The 23,505-nt window shown below is 39.8% G+C and carries 23 protein-coding genes and 1 pseudogene; 18 read left to right on the top strand and 6 right to left on the bottom strand.

Annotated features, from left to right (window positions below; translation table 11 throughout):
• Positions 1-276: 276 nt before the first annotated feature.
• The 11 genes from GZH82_RS13280 (at position 277) to cntE (ending at position 11,294) form a co-directional block, all read left to right on the top strand.
• Positions 277-1,008, top strand: a complete 732-nt coding sequence (locus tag GZH82_RS13280) for a hypothetical protein (RefSeq protein ID WP_162682870.1) — start codon at positions 277-279, stop codon at positions 1,006-1,008.
• Between the two features lie 136 nt (positions 1,009-1,144).
• Positions 1,145-1,531: a VOC family protein gene (locus GZH82_RS13275; RefSeq protein ID WP_162682869.1), complete on the top strand. Its 387-nt coding sequence runs from the start codon at positions 1,145-1,147 to the stop codon at positions 1,529-1,531.
• Between the two features lie 268 nt (positions 1,532-1,799).
• Positions 1,800-2,609 carry a histidine racemase CntK gene (gene cntK, locus GZH82_RS13270; protein ID WP_162682868.1) on the top strand — a complete coding sequence of 270 codons (810 nt, stop codon included), beginning with the start codon at positions 1,800-1,802 and terminating at the stop codon, positions 2,607-2,609.
• Between the two features lie 18 nt (positions 2,610-2,627).
• The gene (gene cntL, locus GZH82_RS13265; RefSeq protein WP_457853127.1) at positions 2,628-3,437 is read left to right on the top strand and encodes a staphylopine biosynthesis enzyme CntL; all 810 of its coding nucleotides are present in this window, start codon (positions 2,628-2,630) and stop codon (positions 3,435-3,437) included.
• Between the two features lies 1 nt (position 3,438).
• The gene (gene cntM, locus GZH82_RS13260) at positions 3,439-4,734 is read left to right on the top strand and encodes a staphylopine biosynthesis dehydrogenase (RefSeq protein WP_162682866.1); all 1,296 of its coding nucleotides are present in this window, start codon (positions 3,439-3,441) and stop codon (positions 4,732-4,734) included.
• Positions 4,735-5,131: 397 nt separating this feature from the next.
• A complete protein-coding gene (cntA, locus tag GZH82_RS13255) occupies positions 5,132-6,730 on the top strand; it encodes a staphylopine-dependent metal ABC transporter substrate-binding lipoprotein (protein WP_457853126.1) in 1,599 nt (532 codons plus the stop codon).
• 12 nt (positions 6,731-6,742) lie between these two features.
• Complete coding sequence (gene opp1B, locus GZH82_RS13250) at positions 6,743-7,675, top strand: nickel/cobalt ABC transporter permease (RefSeq protein WP_162682864.1); 933 nt, start codon at positions 6,743-6,745, stop codon at positions 7,673-7,675.
• A 1-nt stretch (position 7,676) separates the two neighbouring features.
• Positions 7,677-8,540 carry a staphylopine uptake ABC transporter permease subunit CntC gene (cntC, locus tag GZH82_RS13245; protein WP_162682863.1) on the top strand — a complete coding sequence of 288 codons (864 nt, stop codon included), beginning with the start codon at positions 7,677-7,679 and terminating at the stop codon, positions 8,538-8,540.
• Positions 8,540-9,358: a staphylopine uptake ABC transporter ATP-binding protein CntD gene (gene cntD / locus GZH82_RS13240; protein ID WP_162682862.1), complete on the top strand. Its 819-nt coding sequence runs from the start codon at positions 8,540-8,542 to the stop codon at positions 9,356-9,358. The genes cntC and cntD overlap by 1 nt, the downstream gene beginning before the upstream one ends.
• On the top strand, positions 9,352-10,092 hold the full coding sequence (locus tag GZH82_RS13235) for an ABC transporter ATP-binding protein (protein ID WP_162682861.1): 741 nt from the start codon (positions 9,352-9,354) through the stop codon (positions 10,090-10,092). Before cntD ends, GZH82_RS13235 begins: the two co-directional genes overlap by 7 nt.
• Positions 10,093-10,103: 11 nt before the next feature.
• Positions 10,104-11,294 (top strand): staphylopine family metallophore export MFS transporter CntE, encoded by a 1,191-nt coding sequence (cntE, locus tag GZH82_RS13230; RefSeq protein ID WP_162682860.1) that lies wholly within the window; start codon positions 10,104-10,106, stop codon positions 11,292-11,294.
• A gap of 165 nt (positions 11,295-11,459) precedes the next feature.
• On the opposite strand, the gene GZH82_RS13225 is transcribed toward cntE, so the two are convergent.
• Together GZH82_RS13225 and GZH82_RS13220 are read right to left on the bottom strand one after the other, a co-directional pair.
• On the bottom strand, positions 11,460-11,888 hold the full coding sequence (locus GZH82_RS13225; protein ID WP_162682859.1) for an antibiotic biosynthesis monooxygenase family protein: 429 nt from the start codon (positions 11,886-11,888) through the stop codon (positions 11,460-11,462).
• A gap of 243 nt (positions 11,889-12,131) precedes the next feature.
• Entirely contained in the window at positions 12,132-13,304 is a 1,173-nt protein-coding gene (locus GZH82_RS13220) for an MFS transporter (RefSeq protein WP_162682858.1), read from the bottom strand.
• 286 nt (positions 13,305-13,590) lie between these two features.
• Between GZH82_RS13220 and GZH82_RS13215 the strand changes: the two genes are divergently transcribed.
• On the top strand, positions 13,591-14,151 hold the full coding sequence (locus GZH82_RS13215; RefSeq protein ID WP_162682857.1) for a hypothetical protein: 561 nt from the start codon (positions 13,591-13,593) through the stop codon (positions 14,149-14,151).
• 190 nt (positions 14,152-14,341) lie between these two features.
• Positions 14,342-15,127, top strand: a pseudogene (locus GZH82_RS13210) (family 4 glycosyl hydrolase); the annotation flags it as partial.
• Positions 15,128-15,206: 79 nt separating this feature from the next.
• On the opposite strand, the gene GZH82_RS13205 reads toward GZH82_RS13210, so the two are convergent.
• Complete coding sequence (locus tag GZH82_RS13205; protein ID WP_162682856.1) at positions 15,207-16,076, bottom strand: oxidoreductase; 870 nt, start codon at positions 16,074-16,076, stop codon at positions 15,207-15,209.
• Positions 16,077-16,354: 278 nt separating this feature from the next.
• On the opposite strand from GZH82_RS13205, the gene panB reads away from it, so the two are divergent.
• Genes panB through panD form a run of 3 tightly spaced genes read left to right on the top strand, consistent with a single transcriptional unit; the run spans position 16,355 to position 18,377 of the window.
• Positions 16,355-17,140, top strand: a complete 786-nt coding sequence (gene panB / locus GZH82_RS13200; RefSeq protein WP_457853125.1) for a 3-methyl-2-oxobutanoate hydroxymethyltransferase — start codon at positions 16,355-16,357, stop codon at positions 17,138-17,140.
• Complete coding sequence (gene panC, locus GZH82_RS13195) at positions 17,137-17,997, top strand: pantoate--beta-alanine ligase (protein WP_162682855.1); 861 nt, start codon at positions 17,137-17,139, stop codon at positions 17,995-17,997. The genes panB and panC overlap by 4 nt, the downstream gene beginning before the upstream one ends.
• Positions 17,994-18,377, top strand: coding sequence for an aspartate 1-decarboxylase (panD, locus tag GZH82_RS13190; protein WP_162682854.1), 384 nt, complete (start codon positions 17,994-17,996; stop codon positions 18,375-18,377). The genes panC and panD overlap by 4 nt, the downstream gene beginning before the upstream one ends.
• Positions 18,378-18,497: 120 nt before the next feature.
• On the opposite strand, the gene GZH82_RS14465 is transcribed toward panD, so the two are convergent.
• The 3 genes from GZH82_RS14465 to GZH82_RS13995 all read right to left on the bottom strand — a co-directional run bounded on the left by GZH82_RS14465 (position 18,498) and on the right by GZH82_RS13995 (position 19,416).
• Positions 18,498-18,713: an exotoxin beta-grasp domain-containing protein gene (locus GZH82_RS14465; protein ID WP_162682853.1), complete on the bottom strand. Its 216-nt coding sequence runs from the start codon at positions 18,711-18,713 to the stop codon at positions 18,498-18,500.
• Between the two features lie 109 nt (positions 18,714-18,822).
• On the bottom strand, positions 18,823-19,122 hold the full coding sequence (locus GZH82_RS14460; protein ID WP_275401859.1) for a hypothetical protein: 300 nt from the start codon (positions 19,120-19,122) through the stop codon (positions 18,823-18,825).
• Positions 19,123-19,188: 66 nt separating this feature from the next.
• Positions 19,189-19,416 carry a hypothetical protein gene (locus GZH82_RS13995; protein ID WP_203232818.1) on the bottom strand — a complete coding sequence of 76 codons (228 nt, stop codon included), beginning with the start codon at positions 19,414-19,416 and terminating at the stop codon, positions 19,189-19,191.
• Positions 19,417-19,697: 281 nt separating this feature from the next.
• On the opposite strand from GZH82_RS13995, the gene ppdK reads away from it, so the two are divergent.
• Positions 19,698-22,322 carry a pyruvate, phosphate dikinase gene (gene ppdK, locus GZH82_RS13175; protein WP_162682852.1) on the top strand — a complete coding sequence of 875 codons (2,625 nt, stop codon included), beginning with the start codon at positions 19,698-19,700 and terminating at the stop codon, positions 22,320-22,322.
• Positions 22,312-23,136, top strand: coding sequence for a pyruvate, water dikinase regulatory protein (locus GZH82_RS13170; RefSeq protein WP_457853124.1), 825 nt, complete (start codon positions 22,312-22,314; stop codon positions 23,134-23,136). Before ppdK ends, GZH82_RS13170 begins: the two co-directional genes overlap by 11 nt.
• Positions 23,137-23,505 lie beyond the last annotated feature (369 nt).

The raw sequence follows: 23,505 nt of genomic DNA, 5'->3' as shown, positions 1-23,505 counted from the left end.
TCATGAGAGGTTCAAGACAAATGTATCGTTATGGTCAGTATTGATGCTTGCTTCAGGGGCAGCATTGTTAGGGTATAGACGTCGTCGCCAGTCTTAATCACAAGCAGTTTCATATAAATAAAGGAAAGGATGAGTGTAAGAGATTCGTTCTCTCTTTTTTTTATGAAAATGAATAAAAAAATGTGCGGCTCATACTTCAGTCCTATTGTATATCTAAATTTATTTGATATATTTATAAGTAGATAGTACCAAATATACGCCAGTGAGGTGTTGAACATGAAAAGAATAGCTTTTACACTTTTTGCCTTATTGCTTTTGTTAGCTGGATGCGGTGACAAAGACTCTAAAAAAGAAGAACAAGCATCGACTCAAAACAACAAGACAGAAAAAACAGCAGATCAGAAAGACAACCAATCAGAAAAAGATCAGAAAGAAAAAGCAACATCAGAAAAAGAGAAACAGTCGGAGCAAGCAGCAGATACAGATAACAACAAAGATGAGATGAACAGTCAGCAGCAGACACAACAGCAAGGCAATCAGGCACAAAATCAAAAAAGTGGAAATCAAGCTACTGTCAACACTCAACAATTTCCAGCACACCAAGATGTGGGCGAAACGTCTAAAATTGCATTGGCATTTTTCGGCAATGACATCGACCATTACAGCTTAACGCAGTCTGAAATTATGAAAGGTGTGTACGAATATCAAGGCCCGGGTATGACATCGACAAGACAGGTCAACCAATTAACGTTGAAACGTATGCCAGCGATACCTAACGCACCACAAGGGATGAAGTTTTATACTGTTATGCCTGCTAAAGGAAACTTTGCGACAATTATCGGTGTGAATGACAACAAAGTGTTTGTCGGTGGTACGCAAGGTGCACTCGTGGATTATCAAAAACTATTAACAACGGGTAAAGAGATGAACGCACAAAGTTTATATCAAGCGCACAAAAATGACCCGGCGTTAACAACGATTTCGAATAAAATTCAAATTACAAACTAATAGCATATCATGGCGTGTCTCAGTAAGGATGCGCCATTCTTTATGCGTGAGGCTCGTATATCGAGGGAATAAGTTAACGTGTATATGCATATAAACAAACGAAATCATCATAACTTTAAAAAGAGAGGAAAAAATAATGAAAATTATTGCGACAAGCTTATTTGTAAATGACCAAGAGAAAGCAAAGCAGTTTTATACAACACAACTTGGTTTTGAATTAAAACATGACATTGATTTAGGTGGAGCACGCTGGTTAACGGTAGTGGAACGTGACTCAGACAATCCTGTTGAAGTTGTGCTCGAGCCGAATCAAAATCCGATTGCGCAAGATTACCAAACACGTCTATTTGACAGTGGTATACCAGCGACGATGTTCGGGGTTGATGATCTTGACGCAATTTATCAAGATTTAACCGCGAAAGGAATCAAGTTTACGCAAACACCAACGACTATGGGAGAAGTGAAATTAGCCGTCTTTGATGATACATGTGGCAACTTGATTCAAATCATTGAGCAAGTATAAATAGAAATATTTAAAAGCAGATGCTGTAAATGTGACAACAGTGTCTGTTTTTTTGTGAGCAAAATATGTTTTTTGAACTCGCATTTATTAAATATAAGAAATAAAAATGAATGAAATAAGATAACAACAGCTTGAAAAAGGAAAATCATAAAGTTGATAATGATTATCATTGTTGACAATTCAAAAATTAGGGAGTAGGATATTTTTAAATCGGTATGATTACGATTTGCAAAAATTAATATTTATTTTTAAAGGAGATGGAATAACATTGGAAATTGTGCATTTTTCAAAATTTAATCCATCTGGAAATATGACCGTATTAGTCGACTCACAACACGATCCTGCCGATTATGCGAGGATTGCACAACAACTGATGCAAACATCGCATGTAGGATGTGAACAAGTAGGCTTTATTGTACATAGTGAAGGTGACATGTCACATCAACTTGTAATGAGCGGACAAGAATTTTGTGGTAATGGCACGTTGTCATTTATCCATTATTTAAAGGACAGAAAATTACTTTCGGAGTCCTCTTTTCATTTGAAGGTGTCAGGATTGGATGAACCTGTGGCGTGTGCAGTGGATGAAGAACGTCACCTGTACGAAACGACTTTGCCAGAGCCACATGCGATTGAAGCGCAACATTATGTGATTGATGATGTTTTGTTTGAAGGTTTAGAAATTCAATATGATACATACCAACATTTTGTTTGTCCGATTACTGTTTGGTCAGACAAACTCGCGACGTCAGTTGAGGCGTTTGTAAGAACACAACCATGGCCTGAACATCTGACGGCAGTGGGCATGATGCTCTATGATACGTTGCATCAACGTTTGTATCCGCTTATTTACGTACCACAAGTCGACAGTATCATTTGGGAACAAAGTTGTGGTTCGGGCACAGGATCGGTAGGCATTTATGAAGCGTATCGCCATCAGCTAGATCACGTAGAAAAAGAATTTGCACAACCTGGAGGCGCATTGTCTGTCATTGTCGATCGAAAAGAAACAGGTTATACGATTGCGATTAAAGGACAAGTTTCAACGGTGGCCACAGGTTTAGCATACATAGAATAGGAGCTCGGGATGATTAAAATGCAACAGAATACGAACGAATTTGAAACACGTTTGAAGCATTATCAGCAACAGTTTGAGCATTTATACGAGACGATTCAGCAAGGAGAGCGTGCACTGGATGATTTAGAGCAATTGATTGATGAATACAGTGGCTACATCCTTGACGACCAGCCGACGCAACAATATGAGCATTGGCGTACATCTACTTCTGAACAGCAACTGCTCATCAAGCCATTAGCAGATATTACGGCGCGTTGTGTAAAGCTAATGGAGTCGACACGTGCACGTCGATTGATTCACGGACAACTCGGTTCGACGGGATACTTTGATAATATCGAGCATTGCATTTCAGAGGAATTTGGACAGTTCGAGATTACGCCAGAAGATACGGTGCTTCTTGTAGGTTCAGGTGCGTATCCGATGACCCTTGTTCAAATTGCTCAAGAAACAGGTGCACGTGTGATTGGTATTGATATTGATGAAGAAGCGGTGCGTTATGGCCGACAAGTGATTGACATTTTAGCGCCAGACGCCCAGATTGAAATTCATCAAAAAACAGTGGCAGAACTAGAAGCGATTCGAGAAGTGACGCACGTGATTTTCAGTTCGACGGTGGAAATGAAATATGACATTTTAGCAGAACTGTATGATTTAACGGATCATGATATTGTCGTGTCAATGCGTTACGGTGATGGCTTGAAGTCGATTTTCAATTATCCAAAACAAGAAACGCATCCACAATATTGGACGTGTGTCGATGATATTACGCGTTCGGACCAAATTTTTGATATTGCACTTTACCAAAAACGATCAGAAGGGCGTGCGTAATATGGCAAAATCTGTATTGATTGCGGGCACGGGCCCTGTAGCGGTACAACTCGCGGTATTATTCAAACGCCATACACCACACAATGTCGATATGGTCGGGCGAGGGCGCGAGACAGAGAACTCGCGACAGTTTTGGACAGCGTATCAAGCGGCACCTGAATTGGAAGTCCGCGTACAAAATGAGATGCATGCTTCTTTAGCAGGCACAGCATCGCTTGGACAGTTGTATGACAGTTATGAAGCGGTCTTGCCACTATACGATGTGTTAGTGTTGGCTTGTACAGCGGATGCGTATAGTCAAGTCATTCAACAATTGTCATCAGCCGTACGTCAACGTCTTAAACATGTCGTTCTCGTCTCGCCAACGTTCGGTTCGCATATGATTGTGCAACAACAATTGAGTGTCGACCAACCGCAAATCGAAGTCGTGTCATTTTCGACGTATTTAGGCGATACGTGTGTGCTAAATCCAGAAACACCGCATCGTGTACTGACGAAAGGTGTAAAGAAACATTTGTATTTAGGAACGACACATGCGCAATCGGACTTTTCCCGGGAAATAGTAACACTTATGTCTGAAGTTCAAATCCCTGTGACATCCGTATCACACCCGCTTATGGCTGAGTCACGCAACAGTTCATTGTATGTTCATCCAGCGTTATTTATGAATGAACATGCATTGAAAGCTGTGTTTGAAGGGATGACCATACCATTTTACGTATACAAATTATTTCCAGAAGGACCGATAACGATGCGTCTCATAACGGAAATGCGTCAAATGTGGCAAGAAGTCATGGCGATATTGAAACGTTTGAATATCGATACGTTGAATTTATTGAAATTTATGGTGAAAGAAAACTACCCACTTCGTCCTGAAACGATGGATGAAGCGCGCATTGAAGGGTTTGAAACGTTGTCACCCATTGAACAAGAATATTTATTATACGTCCGTTATACCGGCATTTTGATTGATCCATTTTCAGAACCTGATGAAAGCGGAAAATACTTCGACTTTTCGGCAGTGCCTTTCAAACCCGTATTTCAAAATGAGCAAGGGGTTTGGCACATTCCAAGGATGCCGAGTGAAGATTATTACCGGACACAAATGATGCGCGGTATGGCACGCACACTCGATATTGCCACGCCGATGATGGATGCATTGATAGAACGTTATGAAGCGCAACTGACTGCTTTTCAACAGACGCATTCTGGTGACGCGTTATCATCGCAATTCAAAATCCAGTCGTTTGAGGAAGATGTCGCTCGCATTGCCGTATTATTGAACCAAGATGAGTAAAGTGTGTACTGAAACTTCAAATTTTAGAACGTACTTTTAGATTGCTGAACTTGCCCTCGCGTTCCCAGGGGTTTCGTCTCAATTAGCCAACGCTTGATTTGACTGTTACACCAAGGTAGCATTGGCGGATTTTCGACTTCACTTTATTCCCTCGGGAGTCTCGGGTGGTTCTTGCAATCTAAAGGGTTCTAAAAAATTTGAACTTTCTACATTTCAAAGGCTCGCCCTCATTGAAATATAGTCTTTCATATTAAATTTCGAAAATGGGTGCGATTCATGAGGATGAGTCCTAAGTAAGAAACGAGGGCAAGTTCAGCAACACTTGCCCTAAAAGCTTTCATTTGTACCAAAACGCCAGCACGACGAATTGAAATGAGATAAAGAGAGGATATGAATGATTATGAAAAATTTAAAGTGGATTGCCATCTGTGTTGTTTTTATACTCGTACTCGCAGCTTGTGGCAACTCTAAAGCATTAGAACAGAAAAAAGAAGACAAAAACCTTACATATGCCACATCTAAAGATATTGGAGATATGAACCCACACGTATATGGTGGCTCGATGTCAGCGCAAGGCATGGTCTATGAGTCACTTGTCGACCATACGCAAAAAGGGATTGAACCGTTATTAGCTGAGTCATGGGATGTTTCAGAAGATGGTAAAACTTATACGTTCCATTTGAGAAAAGGTGTGAAATTCCAAGACGGGACGCCTTTTAATGCAGATGCAGTGAAAAAGAACTTTGATGCGATTCAAGCGAACCAAAAGTTACATTCATGGATTAAATTATCAACATTAATCGATCGCACAGAAGCGAAAGACGATTATACATTTGTGATGACGTTGAAAGCACCTTATAACGCAACATTGGAAGAACTGGCAATGACACGTCCTTACGTCTTTGTCTCACCAAAATCATTTAAAGATGGCGGTACGAAAGATGGCTTGAAATCTTATGTCGGTACAGGTCCATACAAATTGAAATCTCACGACAAGGATGAGCAAGCGACATTTGAACGCAATACGGACTACTGGGGTGGCGAACCACATTTAAAAACGATTGTTGCTAAAGTATTGCCTGCAGGTGAAACATCATTTTTAGCATTACAAAAAGGTGAAGTGAACTTTGCATTTACGGATGACCGTGGTACAGACAATATCGACAATGAAGCGATGAAAAAATTAACGGACAATGGCGATTTCCAATTGAAGCGCAGTCAGCCGATGAATACCAAAATGATTGTCGCAAACTCTGGTAAAAAAGACAGTCCTGCACAAGATAAAGCGGTGCGTGAAGCATTATGGCATAGTGTCGATCAAAAACGTATTGCGGACAAAATTTTAGACGGTACTGAAAAGCCAGCGTCACAATTGTTCTCGAAAAACGTTCCACATGCGAACATTGATTTACCGAAACGTGATTTTGATTTGAAAAAAGCAGCGGCGTTATTAGACGAAGCGGGATGGAAGCAAACTGACAAAGGTGAAGTGCGTGAAAAAGATGGTCAAAAGCTTGAAATGACGTTATATTATGACAACCATTCAAGCTCGCAAAAGCAAGAAGCCGAATTTATTCAAGCGAAAGCGAAAGAAGTGGGCATGGCGTTGAAAATTGTAGGCGAAACATCTGATAAAGTGGCAGAACGTCGTACATCTGGTGACTATGATTTACTGTTCAACCAAACATGGGGCCTTCAATACGACCCACAAAGTACGATTTCTGGATTTAAAGCAGATACAGGTTATAAAGCGGCCGTTTCAGGTATCAAAGAAAAAGACCAACTGTTTGATGATATCGATACCGCTTTACAAACACAAGACGCAAAAGAGCAAGAACAAAAATATAAAGACATTTTAACAACAGTACATGATGAAGCGATCTTTATCCCGATTTCTCATGGGGGTATGACAGTTGTCGCGCCGAAAGATTTAGAACACATTTCGTTTAAACAATCACAATACGAATTGCCATTCGAACAAATGGATTACAAATAGGGTGGTTCATCGATGGCATATAGTGTGATGAAACGTTTGTTACTGATGATACCGTTGTTGATTGTCATTAGTTTTTTGACTTTTGCATTAACGCATTTATCCAGTGAAGATCCGGCTGTCGTCATTCTACATGCACAAGAAGTTCCTGACATTACGCAAAGTTTAATCGAACAAACGCGTGCTAAGTACCATTTGGATGCGCCATTCCTCGTACAATACTGGGAATGGCTGCAATCCGCGGTACAACTACAATTTGGACATAGTTTCGTAACCGGCGAAGATGTCGGCTTAAGACTATGGCCAGCATTTTTTAACACATTGAAGTTAACGCTGGTTTCAAGTGTGGCGATTATTGTGTTGTCGTTATTGTTCGGTATTTTGACGGCATTGTTGCGTGGAACGTGGTTTGATCGTATGACACGGACGACTGCTTTCGTATTAACCGCTATACCATCTTATTGGCTTGCGGCGATATTAATTATTTTTCTATCGGTTAAATTGAATGCATTACCGACGTCTGGCTTAACAGGTCCTGAAAGTTATATTTTACCTGTTGCGGTCATTACACTCGGTTATACGGGTATTTATTTTAGAAATGTTAGAAGTGCAGTCATTCAGCAACTTGATCAAGATTATGTGCTGTATATGCGTGCGATGGGCGTTCCGATGTCGCAACTTCTCATTTATGTCGCGCGTAATGCGATGCAAGTCGTCGTTTCGATTTTTTGTATGTCGATTCCTATTATTTTAGGTGGTTCTGTCGTCATCGAAAACGTATTTGCGTGGCCGGGTATGGGTCAACTGAGTGTTAAAGCAGTGTTAGAACAAGATTTTCCAATGATTCAAGCGTACGTACTCATCGTTTCGGTGTTGTTTATTTTGTTTAATACGTTGGCAGACGTCATTAATATGTGGCTGAACCTGAAATTAAGGGAGGAAGGCTAATATGATTGTCTTTCAAAGGTTATTAAAAGATACAGGCGCAAAATGGGCATTGGCAATCATTGCTGTTTATATTTTACTCGGTATTTGTGCACCAATTGTGACGCCTTATGATCCAAATGCTGTGAATATCGATGACAAATTTGCCGGCATGTCATTTGCACACTGGTTCGGGACGGATCATTTAGGACGAGATATTTTAACACGCTTAATTTTTGCGTTACGGCCGAGCTTTTTACTCATTTTATTCGCATTGGCATGTTCAGTGTTGATTGGGACGCTATTAGGCTTTATTTCTGGCTACTTTGGACGCTGGGTCGATGCACTTGTGATGCGTATTTGCGATGTGATGTTATCTTTTCCTACATATGTGATGACGCTAGCTTTAATCGGTGTACTCGGCATTGGGCTAAAAAGTATTATCGTTGCACTCATCATTACGCGCTGGGCATGGTTTTGCCGAATTATCCGCACAAGTGTGATGCAATATCGCAACTCAGATGATGTGAAATTTGCACGTACGATAGGCCTGTCACATGCACGGATTATTATGACACACATTTTGCCGCGAACTTTAGCGGATATTGCGATTATTTCAACGAGTTCAATGGTGTCGATGATTTTACAAATTTCAGGCTTTTCATTTTTAGGATTAGGCGTTAAAGCACCGACAGCAGAATGGGGGATGATGATGAATGAAGCACGTAAAGTGATGTTCAGTCACCCTGAGTTGATGTTTGCGCCAGGTATAGCGATTATCGTCATTGTTTTAGCGGTGAACTTTTTATCCGATGCTCTCCAAATTGCAATCGATCCGAAATTGTCGCAACAACAAATGAAACAACGTATTAAGAAAGGGTGGATATAATGGCAGAACAAGTCATGCGTGTGGAAGATTTAACGCTCATTGACGGTCATACGAATCATGTCCTCGTCCATCACTTTAATTTAACGTTACATCGTGGTGAGGTCATTGCGATTATCGGTGAAAGTGGCAGCGGTAAATCGATGACGTGTAAAGCATTACTGGGACTGAACGACCGTAATATTCAGATGAGCGGTGAAATTTGGTTCCAAGGAAAAGCACTTCATGATGCGTCTGAAGCGGACTTTCGAAAAATTAGAGGACGACGTATTGCGATGATTATGCAACAAGGTGCGACAGCTTTTAACCCTTCGTTTACAGTTGGCGCACAGTTGACGATGATGTTGAAGCAACACCGTCCCATGTCGTCACAACAACAGAAAGCGACGTTACAACATTATTTTGACATGCTCGGTTTACGAGATTTTGAGCGTATTTTAAAGTCATATCCACATCAATTGTCAGGGGGGATGTTGCAACGGTTAATGATTATATTAGCACTAGCACTCCAACCGGACATCATTATTGCGGATGAGCCGACCACCGCGCTCGATGCAATTACTCAGTATGAAGTGATTGAAGAATTGCGTGAGGTAAAAGAAAAAATCGGTTGTGCCATGCTGTTTGTCTCACATGACTTAGCGGTAGTGAAGTCGATTGCGGACCAAGTCATAGTGATGCGCAATGGTGATGTCGTGGAGTCAGGCTCAGCGCATCAATTGTTTATACAACCACAACATGCGTATACACAATTTTTGATTGCAGCACGAGATCGTGTGACGCGTTATTACAAATCATTGCGAGGTGATGCGTCATGTTAGAAATCCAAAACGTCACGAAATCCTATCGTAGTGGTGTAAAAAGGCAAAAACGACAAATCGTGAAACAAGTCAGTTTTCAATGTAGTAAAGGACAAAGTATTGCGATTATTGGAGAAAGTGGGAGTGGTAAATCCACATTGGCGCGCATGATATTAGGTATTGAAAAGCCAGATTCAGGGACAGTGATGTTGGATGGTCAACCGGTCTATCAACGTCACGCCCGTCTTGGCAAAATGAGCGTCGTGTTTCAAGATTACAAATCCTCACTGCATCCCTATTTCAATGTGCGTCAAATTCTAAACGAAGCACTTAGTCAATGCGATACACCTATTGACGATAAAGAGGCGCACATGACTGCGTTACTCGAACGTGTTGGGTTAAGTGCAGCCTTTTTAAATAAATACCCTCAAATGATGTCAGGAGGAGAAGCGCAACGTGTCGCCATTGCAAGAGCAGTCATCACGAATCCAGACTATATTGTATTAGATGAAGCGATTAGTGCGCTCGACATGTCGATTCAGTCGCAAATTCTAGATTTATTAACGACACTGAGAGATAAATATCAGCTCAGTTTAATATTTATTACACATGATATTCAAGCGGCGGTCTATTTATGTGAAGATTTGATGATTTTTAATGACGGTCAAATTCAAGAACGTTTAAATAGACACCAGCTGAAAGACCTTCAAAATGACTATACGCGTGAACTTTTTGAAAAACAATTTATGAACTAGGAGGCTATCGTATGAAAGGTGCACTCGCTTGGCCTTTTTTGAGATTGTATATTCTCGCACTTTTTTTCTTTAGTGCCAATGCTATTTTGAACGTCATGATTCCGTTGCGCGGACATGATTTAGGTGCAACCAATGCGACAATCGGTATCGTCATGGGTGCCTACATGTTGACTGCCATGCTTTTTCGTCCATGGGCAGGGCAGGTCATCGCCAAAGTCGGTCCAATCAAAATATTAAGATGGATTTTAATCATAAACGGTTTTGCACTGATTTTATATGGTTTTACAGGTTTAGAAGGGTACTTTGTTGCACGTGTGATGCAAGGGATATGTACAGCCTTTTTCTCCATGTCATTACAAATCGGGATTATCGATGCGTTACCTGAAGAAGATCGTTCACAAGGTATTTCCTTATACTCACTCTTTTCTTACATACCAGGCATTATCGGACCAATGATTGCAGTCGGGATATGGCAATTGGATAACTTGAGCTACTTCGCATTGACGATGATCATTATCGCGATTACGACAGGTGTGGTCGGTTTTAGTGCGACGCTTCATGGACAAGATGATACAGACACGACGCCTGCGCAACAAGAAAAGATGCCATATGGTGCGATGACAGTGTTCTTACAGTTATTTAAAAATCCGTTTTTATTGAAAGCAGGGACGATTATGCTCGTTGCCTCAATCGGATTTGGCGCAGTGGCGACGTTTATCGTGTTGTACGTTAATACGTATCAAGTCGGTCACGCGAGTCTATTTCTAGCTGTACAAGCGATTACGGTCGTATTTGCACGTTTCTTTTTACGTCAATACATTCCTTCAGATGGACGCTGGCACGTTCGTTTTATGTCAGGTGTCCTCGGATTATTAACTGTAGCGCTGTTATTCATTGCAGTAGGTCCTTATGTTGGCGCATGGATACTTTATATAAGTGCAGTCATGATTGGCCTGACACAAGCGATGGTTTATCCGACGTTAACGTCATTTTTAAGCTTTAAATTACCGAAAGTTGGACGGAATATGTTACTCGGTCTCTTTATCGCAACAGCTGACTTAGGTGTCTCACTCGGGGCTGCATTAATGGGTCCTATAGCAGATATGGTCGGCTATGCGAATATGTATCTCATTTGTGGTATTTTGATGGCATTCATTACACTTATGAGTATTGAAAGAAGACCGCAGTTTATAGAAAAATAATGCAAAAAATAAACAGGCTAGGATGTCATGATATGCTCCCTCCAAAGTGGACATTGAAAAAATGAAAACTTTGGAGGGAGCATTTCAAGTTTCCCTGGCCTGTTTTTTATTTTTCAGAAATACACCTAATCAGTTATCGAAAATTCGAAAAATTCTCTGCAAGTATTACTGTGTATCAAATTTAATATTATAAGATAACTCAGAATCCACGATATCTTTATCCAGTGCGCCATTCCATTGATTATGGTAATTCAATGGTTGCTCAGAAGCTTGCCACACTTCAAAACTTTCACGGTCATCCCATAATGAAATCACGACATAATGATTTTGTGGGTCCAAGGGTCTCAAAACACGTAGCGATATGAAGCCATGTACATCATTCAAATAAGCTGTGCGACTTAGAAAGTGTTCCTCAAATATTTCACTTTGATTCAGATTTACTTTAATATAATTTAAGACACAAAAATGATGCGGTGTCAGTTCGCCTGTTGCTTCTATAGCAGTATATGTTTTGGCATCATTATTTTTATATATGGTCACTGTCGTCCCATCTTCTTCAATTTGATAAAGAAGATCTTTATGAGAGAGTATCATGCTTTATACCTCCTTATACATATTAACAAATACCCGTTATTTCACATTTTAATTGCATAAATTAAATTTATCGAAAATTAAATTTTACAATTTTCTAAATTAAATGTAAAATTTAAAAAACAAATATTAAATTAAAACCGCTACATGCCGGCATGTAGCGGTGAATCAACATCATATGAAAAGTATAAGGAGATGGCATATGATTAAAAAATTTTTTAAATGTCACATTTTATGAGCTAATCTTTAATTTGAATGCGCACTTGTCTGTTCTTTTCGTTCGACAGCAATACTCCATAATAGAAAAACGAGTCCAATTAATGTGAGCAATGGCGCAATTAAACTTAGACTGGCGATTGGGAGTGTGCTGACAACAAGTCCACCGATAAAGGCACCTAATGCATTACCGATATTAAAGGCAGATTGATTGAGTGTACTGGAAAGTGTCGGTGCTTCTTGGGAAATGAGCGTACTTTTGTATTGTAATGAAGGGCTCATGCTAAAGCCAATAAAACCGAAAAGAAAGACGCCGATCACCATGATTAATGGATGGAACTGAATGAAGTAGAGCAGTCCAAAGTAAACAGCAAAAATAATAAAAATGCTCATTAAAGCTTTGTTTAAATTCCAATCTGCAAGCTTTCCACCTACAATATTACCAATTGTCACGCCGACACCAAATACAATCAGAATAGATGAAATGAATTGTTCAGGAATGTGGGTCACATCAATGAGTACAGATGAAATATAAGTAAAGTAGGCGAACACACTACTAAAACCGAACAATGTCACACCGAGAGTTAACCATAGTCTTTTTTCTTTTAAAATGCGTAGTTCATCTTTAATTGAAGCGGTACGAGTTTCTTTTTGCATCGGGACAAAAATCATAATGCCGATGAGTGCAATGACGCCAATGATAGCAATGATTAAAAATGTCATGTGCCAACCGAATTTTTGTCCGATTAATGTACCGAATGGCACGCCGAGAATATTGCTCAGGCTGAGACCCATAAACATTAATGCCATCGCACTTGCACGATATTGGCTTGCGACCATACTTGCAGCTAAAATAGAGCCAATGCCGAAAAATGAGCCATGCGCAAGTGATGTGACGATACGACTGAGCATGAGTGTTGTGTAATTCGGACTAAGACCGCCGAGAATGTTACCTAGAATAAAAATGACCATCAGTAACATCAATAACGCTTTACGGTTAAGACGGAAAGTGAGCATCACGACGATAGGGCCTCCAATCGCGACACCTAAAGCGTAACCAGTAATCAATTGTCCTGCCTGGCTCACAGACACATTTAAATCATTAGCCACGTTAGGAAGTAAGCCCATGATGACGAATTCAGTCATTCCAATCGCAAATGCCCCAATCGCTAACATCCAAATTGCAATAGGATATTTCTTCATAATGGATCCCTCCTGTTTTCATTTATTTTCATAACGGTGATTATACACATGCCATTTTGCCAATACAACCCATTTGCAACAAGTTTTAATATAATTAGTTTCGGTAAGTCGAAAAGTAATGCAACAGGGAAATCAATTTGAGAAAGCAGTTATTGAAAAATGTGACCTCATGTTACTGGACTTTTGTCGTGTCGAGCCAATCAAACATAACATGTGCGTTTAATTAGCATACAGAAGTGGAAAAGAGACAAGATTAAAACGATGATAAAGAGAAAGGAGTATCGAGATGATCAATATCATTTCTGCGATAGGTTCGATTGGTACGTTTATTATGGCGCTGTTCTATTTTATTTCCGTCACCGTGCAATTGTATCAAATGAAAATGAGCTTTTTGCCTGCACTCGGATTTAACCAAATTTTGATGACACGTGATGGAGAAAAGCTAAAACTTAGAAATACATCATCACATGAGAAAGAAAATGACCAGTGGGGCGATGATTATTTGAAATTATTTAACCTTGGTGCGGGTGCGGCTAAACAAATCAAGATAGAAGTGTACTTGGACGAAGAAGACGTGTTACAGCGTAAGTATGTCAGTATTTTACCGAGCAAAGAAAGTTATCTTCTCCCTATTAACAAGGACGTATTTGACGAATTAGACAGCACCATTGAGAATAATGGCTACGAATCCAATCTCCAAATTAAAATACAATATCAACATAACGTGAGCCGTAAAGTACAAACGCTTTACTTACAAGGACATATTGATAGCTTCAACCGTTACGATGAAAGCTCCGTTTATGAATTACAATTTATCCAACCAGAAAATTTAAATACAAAAGAATAGTTTGATATGTGCAAGGGTAATGCGTCCTCTGTGGCGGCATACCCTTGTTTTTAAATGAATTCAAACAGCACTAACATTGTTAAAATCGCAAATGATAGCATAGGTTTGGCTACTGCAGCATTTAAATTAATGTGGTTGCTTTAACTTCCAAGTGCTGTATTTTCTCAAAATCATATCGAATGCGAGATGGAAAAATTTAGGACTTGAATCACGTAAAGCATTTGAAGTGAATTATTATGGTTTAAACCACTTTGGATGGTGGACAGACATTCGCGATAAAAAAGGCAATTCTTTAATGTCTGAAGTGATTCGTCATGTCAGTGAGCATGGTTATGCAACAGATGGTAGTTCTGAATTAGAAAAGCAAGAGAGCTGGAACAATACACTTAAAAAAGCGCGTGACGTCCAAGCGTTAGATGCACAAACAGTACCGAATACGTATTTGAAATATTACTTCTTCCCAACACAAGAAGTAGAACATTCGAATCCAGAATATACACGTGCGAATGAAGTCATGGATGGACGTGAAAAGTTTATCTTTACGCAATGTCAAAATATCATCGACAAAGGCACAGCGAAAGATACGGAATTAACGGTTGATGAGCACGCGTCATACATTGTAGATCTTGCAAAAGCGATCGCATACAATACGAAAGAACGTATGTTAATGATCGTTGAAAACCAAGGTGCAATTATTAACTTTGATCCGACCGCAATGGTAGAAGTGCCTTGTATTGTAGGTAGCAATGGTCCAGAAAAGTTAGTCGTTGGCGAAATTCCACGTTTCCAAAAAGCGTTAATGGAACAACAAGTCGGTGTTGAAAAACTCGTTGTAGAAGCATATGAAGAAGCATCGTATCAAAAACTATGGCAAGCAATCACATTATCAAAAACAGTACCAAATGCGGCAGTAGCGAAAGCGATTTTAGATGATTTAATTGAAGCGAACAAAGCCTACTGGCCAGAATTGAAATAAGCAAAAATAAGGAAGTCTGGGAGCGTCAATTTTCTCAGACTTCCTCATTCAAATATTCCAATCCAAGTGTTGTAACTACCTACATTTCACTAAGCCTGCTTTGATTTTGATAGGCGAGCAAGGTGTAAATGGTCTCCAAATGCGGTGTGTCCAACTGATGAGCTTCGGCACGTCGATAAATGTAACCTTGTATCGCTTCTACTTCTAAAGGGTATTGATTCATCGTATCGTAATACATACTTGTCCCCATTTCATCAGGATAACCTGCATAAATATTCATGATTGATGTGACGAAATCTGCATCGAAATGTATCCCTTCCGCACGTGCTACTTGTTCTCCCTCTAATAACAATTGACGGCAAAGTTCAGCCATCTGTTCATCTTTAAGTACACGGGCAGTATCGCGTCCGAGTGCAGTGACAGTATTGATGCCAAGATTGACAATTAATTTATACCAAATCGCTTGTTGAATATGAGGCTCCAACACGAGTTCTAATTTTGTCGCTGAGAATGCTTGTGCGAGTTGCTCTGTGACCGCATCAGATTGGAGGTGAAGCTTGTAATCTCTAAAGTGTGTCACATGGTTGTCTTTTTTCTGACCACTTACATAAACGACTGCTTGATAGGCGCGATAATCTTTCAATTGCTCGAGCATACCATAGCCATTTTGTGCAAGAATGAGGGTTGTTTTGTCGTGTGTGAGTTCGGGTAGTTTGGAAATAACACTCGCCAATTGATGTGTCTTCACGGCGATAAAAACTAAATCAAACGGTTGTGTTGCTTCTTGGAGTGCATTCACGATGAGTGTGCGAGTTGTCTGATCAGCATAATCTTCAAATGTTAAAGTTTGATGACGACGTCCGAGTAGTGTGACTTCGTATTGATGAGATAAGGCAACCGCGATAGAAGTACCCACTGCACCAGGGCCGATAACAGCAATTCGAGTCATTGGATATCACCTTTCTTCTGTTTTTAATTTAAGAATTTTTGTTTCACATATGAATAAGCTTTAATTTATTATGTTTTAGAAAAGTTGTAAAGTATGTAATGTGGAATGATTTAGAATTACGAATGATTCAGTGAAGTTTTGTCAAAGACTATTCATAATCATGAGAACTATTCTATAAAAATCAAAAAATCAATGGAAAATTCAGGTGACTTGATTTACTATTGATATAATAAAAATAAAGGGTGAAAGAATTGAAAACTTTAAATCATATTCAACAAATGAAGCGTGACGGTGAAAAAATTTCAATGGTGACCGCTTATGATTACCCAAGTGCGAAACAAGTTGAAGAGGCCAATATCGATATGATTCTAGTAGGAGATTCACTAGGCATGACGGTATTAGGATATGAAAGCACAGTCGATGTGACACTTGAAGATATGTTGCATCATAGCCGTGCTGTTCGTCGTGGTGCGCCCAATACATTTGTTGTCGTCGATATGCCATTTGGTTCAGTAGGTATCGATGCCAAAACAGATATTGAAAATGCGATTCGTCTTTATAGAGAAAGTCGCGGAAATGCTTTAAAAGTAGAAGGTGCACATTTGACTGACTTTATGACACAAGCAACACAAATAGGGATTCCGATTGTCGCACATCTCGGTTTGACACCTCAAAGTGTTGGTGTGTTAGGTTATAAAATGCAAGGCACAACGAAAGAAGCGGCACAACAGCTGATTGAAGATGCTCAAGCAGTTGAACGTGCAGGCGCGATTGCATTAGTACTTGAAGCGATTCCGAGTGATCTCGCCCAAGTCATTTCAAAAAAATTAACAATTCCAGTGATTGGTATCGGCGCAGGTAAAGGGACAGATGGCCAAGTGTTGGTATATCACGATATGCTGAATTATGGCGTGGATCGTCATGCGAAATTCGTGAAACAGTACTGTGACCTCTCAATTGGTATCGCTGCGTTAGAAAAATATAATGAAGAAGTTAAAACAGGTGTATTTCCGTCTGAAGAATTCACATATAAAAAGCAAATTATGGATGAGGTAGACGCATGACACAACGTATAACATCAATTCAAGAAATGCAACAACTCGCAAGACAATTTCATCGTGAAGGCAAGTCAATCGGTTTTGTGCCGACGATGGGGGCGTTACATGATGGTCATTTAACGATGATGCGTCAATCGACTGAAGACAATGACATCACCGTGATCAGTGTCTTTGTCAACCCATTACAATTCGGTCCAAATGAAGATTTTGATGCCTATCCACGTCAAATTGATGAAGATGAGGCGATGGTCAGTCAAATCGGTGTGGATTATGTCTTTTATCCAACAGTAGAAGAAATGTATCCAGGTGAAATCGGTATTCATGTAACAGTTGGACGTTTAGCAGAAGTATTAGAAGGCGCGCTACGTCCAGGTCATTTTGATGGTGTTGTGACAGTAGTGAATAAGTTATTTAACATTGTTCAACCTGATGTCGCATACTTTGGCAAAAAAGACGCCCAACAACTCGCAATCGTAGAACAAATGGTCCGCGATTTTAATCACCTCGTTAAAATTGTCGGTGTCGATATTGTGCGTGAAGCGGATGGATTGGCGAAAAGCTCAAGAAATGTTTATCTGACAGCTGAAGAACGACAAGAAGCAGTCCATTTACGTCAAAGTTTAGCACTCGCACAATCGTTATATGATGAGGGTGAGCGCGAAAGTAGCGTCATTATTAATAAAGTGACACAATATTTAGAGACCCATACAAGCGGTCAAGTTCAAGAAGTTGCAGTTTACAGTTACCCCGAATTAAGAGAGCAAGCACACATAGAAGGACGTATTTTTATATCATTAGCAGTGAAGTTTAGCCAAGCACGGTTAATCGATAACATTATTATTGGAGATGAAACAGAGAAATGATAAGAACCATGATGAACGCGAAAATTCATCGTGCACGTGTCACAGAAGCCAATTTGAACTATGTCGGTAGTATTACGATTGATCAAGACATTTTAGATGCAGTTGATATTTTGCCGAACGAAAAAGTAGCGATTGTTAACAATAATAACGGTGCACGTTTAGAAACATATGTCATTGCGGGTGAACGCGGCAGTGGCAAAATTTGTTTGAACGGTGCAGCAGCGCGTCTCGTCCAAGTAGGCGATGTCGTGATTATTATGACGTATGCGCAGTTGGATGAGACTGAGTTAAAATCACATTCCCCTAAAGTGGCAGTGATGAATGCGCATAATGAAATTGTAGAAATGATTCAAGAAAAAGAAGATACAATCATTCTTTAAATATAAAGCAAGAAACAGGGCTAGGATAACGTTATTCCTAGCCTGTTTTATTGGATGATATTACATAAAAAGAGGCAACCGCATAGGATTATCTCGTATATCTATATCAAATAGAACTTTTTATAGATCTATCGTAATTTGTTGAATTTTATTGACATCTGCCGTGTCGCTCATACGGTGTTCTTGTAGTTTTTTATTTAACTCTAAAGTCATGATGTCTTTATCACTATCGCCTATTTTGATGACAATTTTACCGTTATTTGAGTCGTTTTGGTATAAGCCATAATCTTTGATAAGCATTTTTCGAAGTTTAAAGTCTAAGTCTTTTAAAGACACTTCTTCTTTGTTTATAGAAAGGTCGTTTGTGTGAATACTTGAAGTTTAACTCACCACTGTTTCTATTAATTACGATGTTAGGTCTTTTCACATCATCGTGGTATGTAAGTCAATTCGTTTTTGTAGCGCCACCAATTGATTTCGTCACGGCGCTTCTATCTGTTTCCTCTGGCACTACAAAAAGGTCTAAATTTGAATACGGTTTTTCTTTCTCCGTATATATAGATAAGTCGCTTCCTACTAATGAAAGTTGAACTTGAGTTTGTTGAGCCGCAACTCGGTCTTGATAACGATGCGTGTCAACATATGGGTTCACTAATGATTCGGCTTCTCTGACATGATTACGTCGAATAGCCCGTTTTTCTCTTTCTGTGTAACTAGATGTATCACTTTTACTTAAACCATACAAATAGCCTGACTTTTGGAAAGTTGTCGATTCATCAATATCAATAACAAGGCTTTCTGTGCAGATCGTTTAAGTTTCTTCAGCTACTTGTTGAGGTGCCTCTGACGAGTGTGACGCTGACTGTTCTTGTTGTAAAACACGTGCCTCGACTTGTTCAGGTTTCTCCTGGACATTTTCCTTTGGTGCTGTCACTGTTTCAGGTGTTTGTTCATCATTGCCAGTTACTGAAGGTTTAGTGTTACGCCCTTGAAATACTTCGAATGTTGTTTCCTCTGTCATTTGTGATGCAGCAGTCATTGGTGTATGTACTGTTGTTTCAATGCTCTAGGGTGTCTTAATTTTTTGTCTTCTTTAGCCTTTTTAGCATCTTCTCTAAGTTTATTTTTTACTTCAGAATCTTTCTCATGTTCCTCTGTCAAACTGACATCAAATGGAACAACTGCAATTTTTTATGACGAATTATTGACAATAAATAAAAAAATTAATGGACGAACCTATTTTTAATTGTCAATTTCGAATTATTATGACATACTTTTATTTAATTAGTATGACATATTAAAAAGAAAGAGGTGCGCAGTATGACAAAATATGTTTATGCATTTGATGAAGGTCAGAAAAATATGAAAGATTTACTTGGCGGAAAAGGGGCCAATTTATCAGAAATGAAGCGTTTAGGTTTGCCTGTTCCTGATGGTTTCACATTAACGACAGCGGCATGTATTGAATATTTAGAGCGTGGTGAGCAGTTGTCTGATGAAGTGAAAACCCAATTACAAGCACAGTTAGAGGCATTTTCAGCGCGCACGAATAAGGCGTTCTCTTCGGATGAAAATCTGCTGCTCGTTTCAGTGCGGAGTGGGGCTAAAATCTCGATGCCGGGTATGATGGATACGATTTTAAATTTGGGGTTGAACGATGAGAATGTTGAAAAGCTCGCACGTAAAACGAATGATGCACGTTTTTCATACGATTGTTATCGTCGTCTATTACAAATGTTTGGTGAAGTTGTATATCACATTCCGATGTCTGCTTTCGATACATACTTCGATAATTACAAAGAGACGCACGATTATCAAAATGATGCAGATATCCCAGCAGAAGGTTTGAAAGAGATATGTGAGCACTTTAAAACGGTTTATATTGAAGAAGTGTACAAACCCTTCCCACAAAATCCACTTGATCAGTTATTAGAAGCGATTGAGGCGGTATTTAAATCTTGGGATAATGACCGTGCACGCGTGTATCGTGACCTGAATGACATTCCACACAACATTGGAACAGCTGTGAATGTACAAGAAATGGTGTTCGGTAATAGTGGGTCGCAAAGTGGAACGGGGGTTGCCTTTACACGTAATCCTGTCACAGGTGAAGCAAAATTGTTTGGTGAATATTTGTTAAATGCACAAGGTGAAGATGTGGTGGCAGGGATTCGCACGCCTCAAGATATTGCGACATTACATGAGCAAATGCCGCATGTCCATGAACAATTTGTCTCTGTTGCAGAACAACTCGAACAACATTATCAAGATATGCAAGATATTGAATTTACGATTGAAAATGAAAAGCTTTATATTCTACAAACGCGTAACGGTAAACGTACAGCGACAGCGGCGATGCAAATTGCTGTTGATTTAGTAGAAGAGGGTGTCATTTTGAAAAAAGATGCGATGACCAAAGTGGACGTGAAATCAATCGACACGTTATTACATCCAACGTTTGAAGCACAAGCGTTAGAAGCGGCGACAGTCATTTCAAAGGCAGGTTTACCAGCGAGTCCAGGTGCAGCGACGGGTAAAATTGTGTTTTCTGCAGAAGAAGCGAAACGTCAAGCTGAGGCAGGCGAAAAAGTCATTTTAATGCGTCCAGAAACGTCACCGGAAGATATTGAAGGGATGATTGCGAGTGAAGCAATTGTGACAACACATGGTGGAATGACGTCTCATGCCGCTGTAGTCGCGCGTGGTATGGGAAAATGTTGTGTGACAGGCTGTGCGGACCTTGAAATTAATACACGCGAGAAAACAGTGACATATGCCGATGGTCAGTTATTTGAAGGTGATGAAATTTCTGTCGATGGTGCACAAGGGGATATTTATGCAGGTATCGTGGAGACGACAAGTGCCGAACATAGCGAGGCGTTTGAACAATTTATGCAGTGGACGGAAGAGATTGCGCGTCTAGATGTTCGTATGAATGCCGAAACAACGCCTGATATTGAAGCAGGTTATCAGTTCAATGCGCAAGGTATTGGCCTTGTCCGTACAGAGCATATGTTTTTCGGTGCAGAACGATTAGTAGAAATGCGTCGTTTCATCTTATCCTCAGACGATGAGACGAGAACACAAGCTTTAAATCGTATTCGCACATATCAAACAGAAGACTTTGAACAAATTTTCCGTTTATCAGGAGAGTGTCCAACGATTGTGCGTTTACTCGATCCACCTCTTCATGAGTTTTTACCTAAATCTGAAGAAGAAATTGAAAGTGTCGCACAGCAGTTAAACATTTCTACTGCACAGCTGAAGCAACGCATGGCAGAATTGCATGAAACGAACCCTATGTTAGGTCACCGCGGTTGCCGACTCGCGATCACATATCCAGAATTGTATGTTATGCAAGTCGAGGCGATGATGAAGAGTGTGGCACAATTGAAAACTGAGGGTATTGCATGTCATCCAGAAATTATGGTGCCTCTCGTTTCTACTGTGGCAGAATTCAAAGTGTTAAAAGCACAAATTCTTGAAGCGATTCAGCAAATTGAGACAGACACGAACCAATCACTCCATTATTTAGTAGGGACGATGATTGAAACACCACGTGCTTGTGTTATTGCGGGTGACCTTGCGAAAGAATGCGACTTTTTCAGCTTTGGTACGAATGATTTAACACAGCTCACTTTCGGCTTTTCTCGTGATGATGCCGGAAAATTTATTAATGACTATTTGAACCAACATATTTTAGCAGCCGATCCATTCCAAACTTTAGATGTTGACGGTGTGGGGGCACTCGTTCGAAATGCGTCAGAACAAGCAAAAGCCGCAAACCCTAATATTAAAATTGGTGTCTGTGGCGAGCTCGGTGGGGATCCGAAATCAATCCATCACTTTAACCGTATGGCGATTGATTATGTGTCATGTTCGCCATTCCGTGTACCAGGTGCCAAGTTAGCGGCAGCACAAAGTGTCGTTGAAAGTGAGGGATAATATGGCAACACCGCAATTGACCATTTATATCATTTCAGATTCATTAGGTGAGACCGCACAACGTATGGTGCACGCGGTGATGAGTCAATTTCCGAAGCTGACACAGATAGAAATGAAGAAATTTTCATTGATTGAAAGCAAGGAAGCCCTTCTTAACGTGTTAAAACTCGCCAAAGAACGGCAAGCGATTGTCGTGACAACGTTAGTGACGGATCATTTCAATGCATTGGGGCAAGCGTACGCAGCAGAACATCAAATTCCATACATTGATTATATGTCACCGCTCATGCAGCATGTTCAAGCCACAACAGGACACGTGCCTGTGAAGGAAAAAGGGAAAATCCGTGAATTAGATGAAGACTATTTCAAACGGATTGATGCGATAGAATATGCAGTCAAATATGATGACGGCAAACATTTCACGGATATTGAAGAAGCGGACGTCCTCATCGTCGGCGTTTCCAGAACGTCTAAAACACCATTAAGTATGTATTTAGCGAACAAGGGGTATAGGGTCGCCAATATTCCGTTAGTACCTGAAATCGGTATCTCTTATGACATCATAAAAGACAAAAAAATGAAAGTCATCGGTCTCACCGCAAGCCCCGAATACATTATGAGCATTCGAACAGAGCGTGTTAAAGTGCTCGGCATGAAAGGGAAACAAGCCTATTACAATGATTTACAGCGCATTAAAGCAGAACTTGCCTACGCTGAAGAAGTTTTTAAGCAGCTTAATGCGACAGTCATTAATACAGAATATCGCTCCATTGAAGAATCCGCATTTTATATTGAAAAGATTTTACAAAAATAGCGGTTTGGTGATGTGAACGAGGACTGATTCAATGTCACTGTAAGACGTAACTTGTCCTCATCAATGGAGATAGGATGGGAATAAGGGATTTAAGTTTCAAAAAATGAATAGAAATGCTAATCTTAGTATGTTTAATTTTAGATAAGCGATACTATTTGAAAAGTTTGTTAAAGAGATTGAAAAAGTAAAGGCAAAGGAATAACAAAAGAATAATGAATCGTTTTCAATTCGAGTCCAGTCAATCCTTTAATAAGGGGTGAACAATGGCATTTTCTAAGCTATTATTAATGCGCAACACTCTAAAAAAGCCCTCAATATTCGATTAAATGAATTTTGAGGACTTTTTCAGAGCTGGGCATATGCTATTTC

Source organism: Staphylococcus sp. MI 10-1553 (genome assembly GCF_010365305.1).
Taxonomy (GTDB): Bacteria; Bacillota; Bacilli; order Staphylococcales; family Staphylococcaceae; genus Staphylococcus.
This window is presented reverse-complemented; position numbering and strand designations above follow the sequence as displayed.

Excerpts from the sequence above, each read along its gene's own strand:
- GZH82_RS13280 (WP_162682870.1), top strand. The coding sequence starts at position 277 with ATGAAAAGAATAGCTTTTACACTTTTTGCCTTATTGCTTTTGTTAGCT.
- GZH82_RS13275 (WP_162682869.1), top strand. The coding sequence starts at position 1,145 with ATGAAAATTATTGCGACAAGCTTATTTGTAAATGACCAAGAGAAAGCA.
- cntL (WP_457853127.1), top strand. The coding sequence starts at position 2,628 with ATGCAACAGAATACGAACGAATTTGAAACACGTTTGAAGCATTATCAG.
- cntM (WP_162682866.1), top strand. The coding sequence starts at position 3,439 with ATGGCAAAATCTGTATTGATTGCGGGCACGGGCCCTGTAGCGGTACAA.
- opp1B (WP_162682864.1), top strand. The coding sequence starts at position 6,743 with ATGGCATATAGTGTGATGAAACGTTTGTTACTGATGATACCGTTGTTG.
- cntC (WP_162682863.1), top strand. The coding sequence starts at position 7,677 with ATGATTGTCTTTCAAAGGTTATTAAAAGATACAGGCGCAAAATGGGCA.
- cntD (WP_162682862.1), top strand. The coding sequence starts at position 8,540 with ATGGCAGAACAAGTCATGCGTGTGGAAGATTTAACGCTCATTGACGGT.
- GZH82_RS13235 (WP_162682861.1), top strand. The coding sequence starts at position 9,352 with ATGTTAGAAATCCAAAACGTCACGAAATCCTATCGTAGTGGTGTAAAA.
- cntE (WP_162682860.1), top strand. The coding sequence starts at position 10,104 with ATGAAAGGTGCACTCGCTTGGCCTTTTTTGAGATTGTATATTCTCGCA.
- GZH82_RS13225 (WP_162682859.1), bottom strand. The coding sequence starts at position 11,888 with ATGATACTCTCTCATAAAGATCTTCTTTATCAAATTGAAGAAGATGGG.
- GZH82_RS13220 (WP_162682858.1), bottom strand. The coding sequence starts at position 13,304 with ATGAAGAAATATCCTATTGCAATTTGGATGTTAGCGATTGGGGCATTT.
- GZH82_RS13215 (WP_162682857.1), top strand. The coding sequence starts at position 13,591 with ATGATCAATATCATTTCTGCGATAGGTTCGATTGGTACGTTTATTATG.
- GZH82_RS13205 (WP_162682856.1), bottom strand. The coding sequence starts at position 16,076 with ATGACTCGAATTGCTGTTATCGGCCCTGGTGCAGTGGGTACTTCTATC.
- panB (WP_457853125.1), top strand. The coding sequence starts at position 16,355 with ATGAAGCGTGACGGTGAAAAAATTTCAATGGTGACCGCTTATGATTAC.
- panC (WP_162682855.1), top strand. The coding sequence starts at position 17,137 with ATGACACAACGTATAACATCAATTCAAGAAATGCAACAACTCGCAAGA.
- panD (WP_162682854.1), top strand. The coding sequence starts at position 17,994 with ATGATAAGAACCATGATGAACGCGAAAATTCATCGTGCACGTGTCACA.
- GZH82_RS13995 (WP_203232818.1), bottom strand. The coding sequence starts at position 19,416 with ATGACTGCTGCATCACAAATGACAGAGGAAACAACATTCGAAGTATTT.
- ppdK (WP_162682852.1), top strand. The coding sequence starts at position 19,698 with ATGACAAAATATGTTTATGCATTTGATGAAGGTCAGAAAAATATGAAA.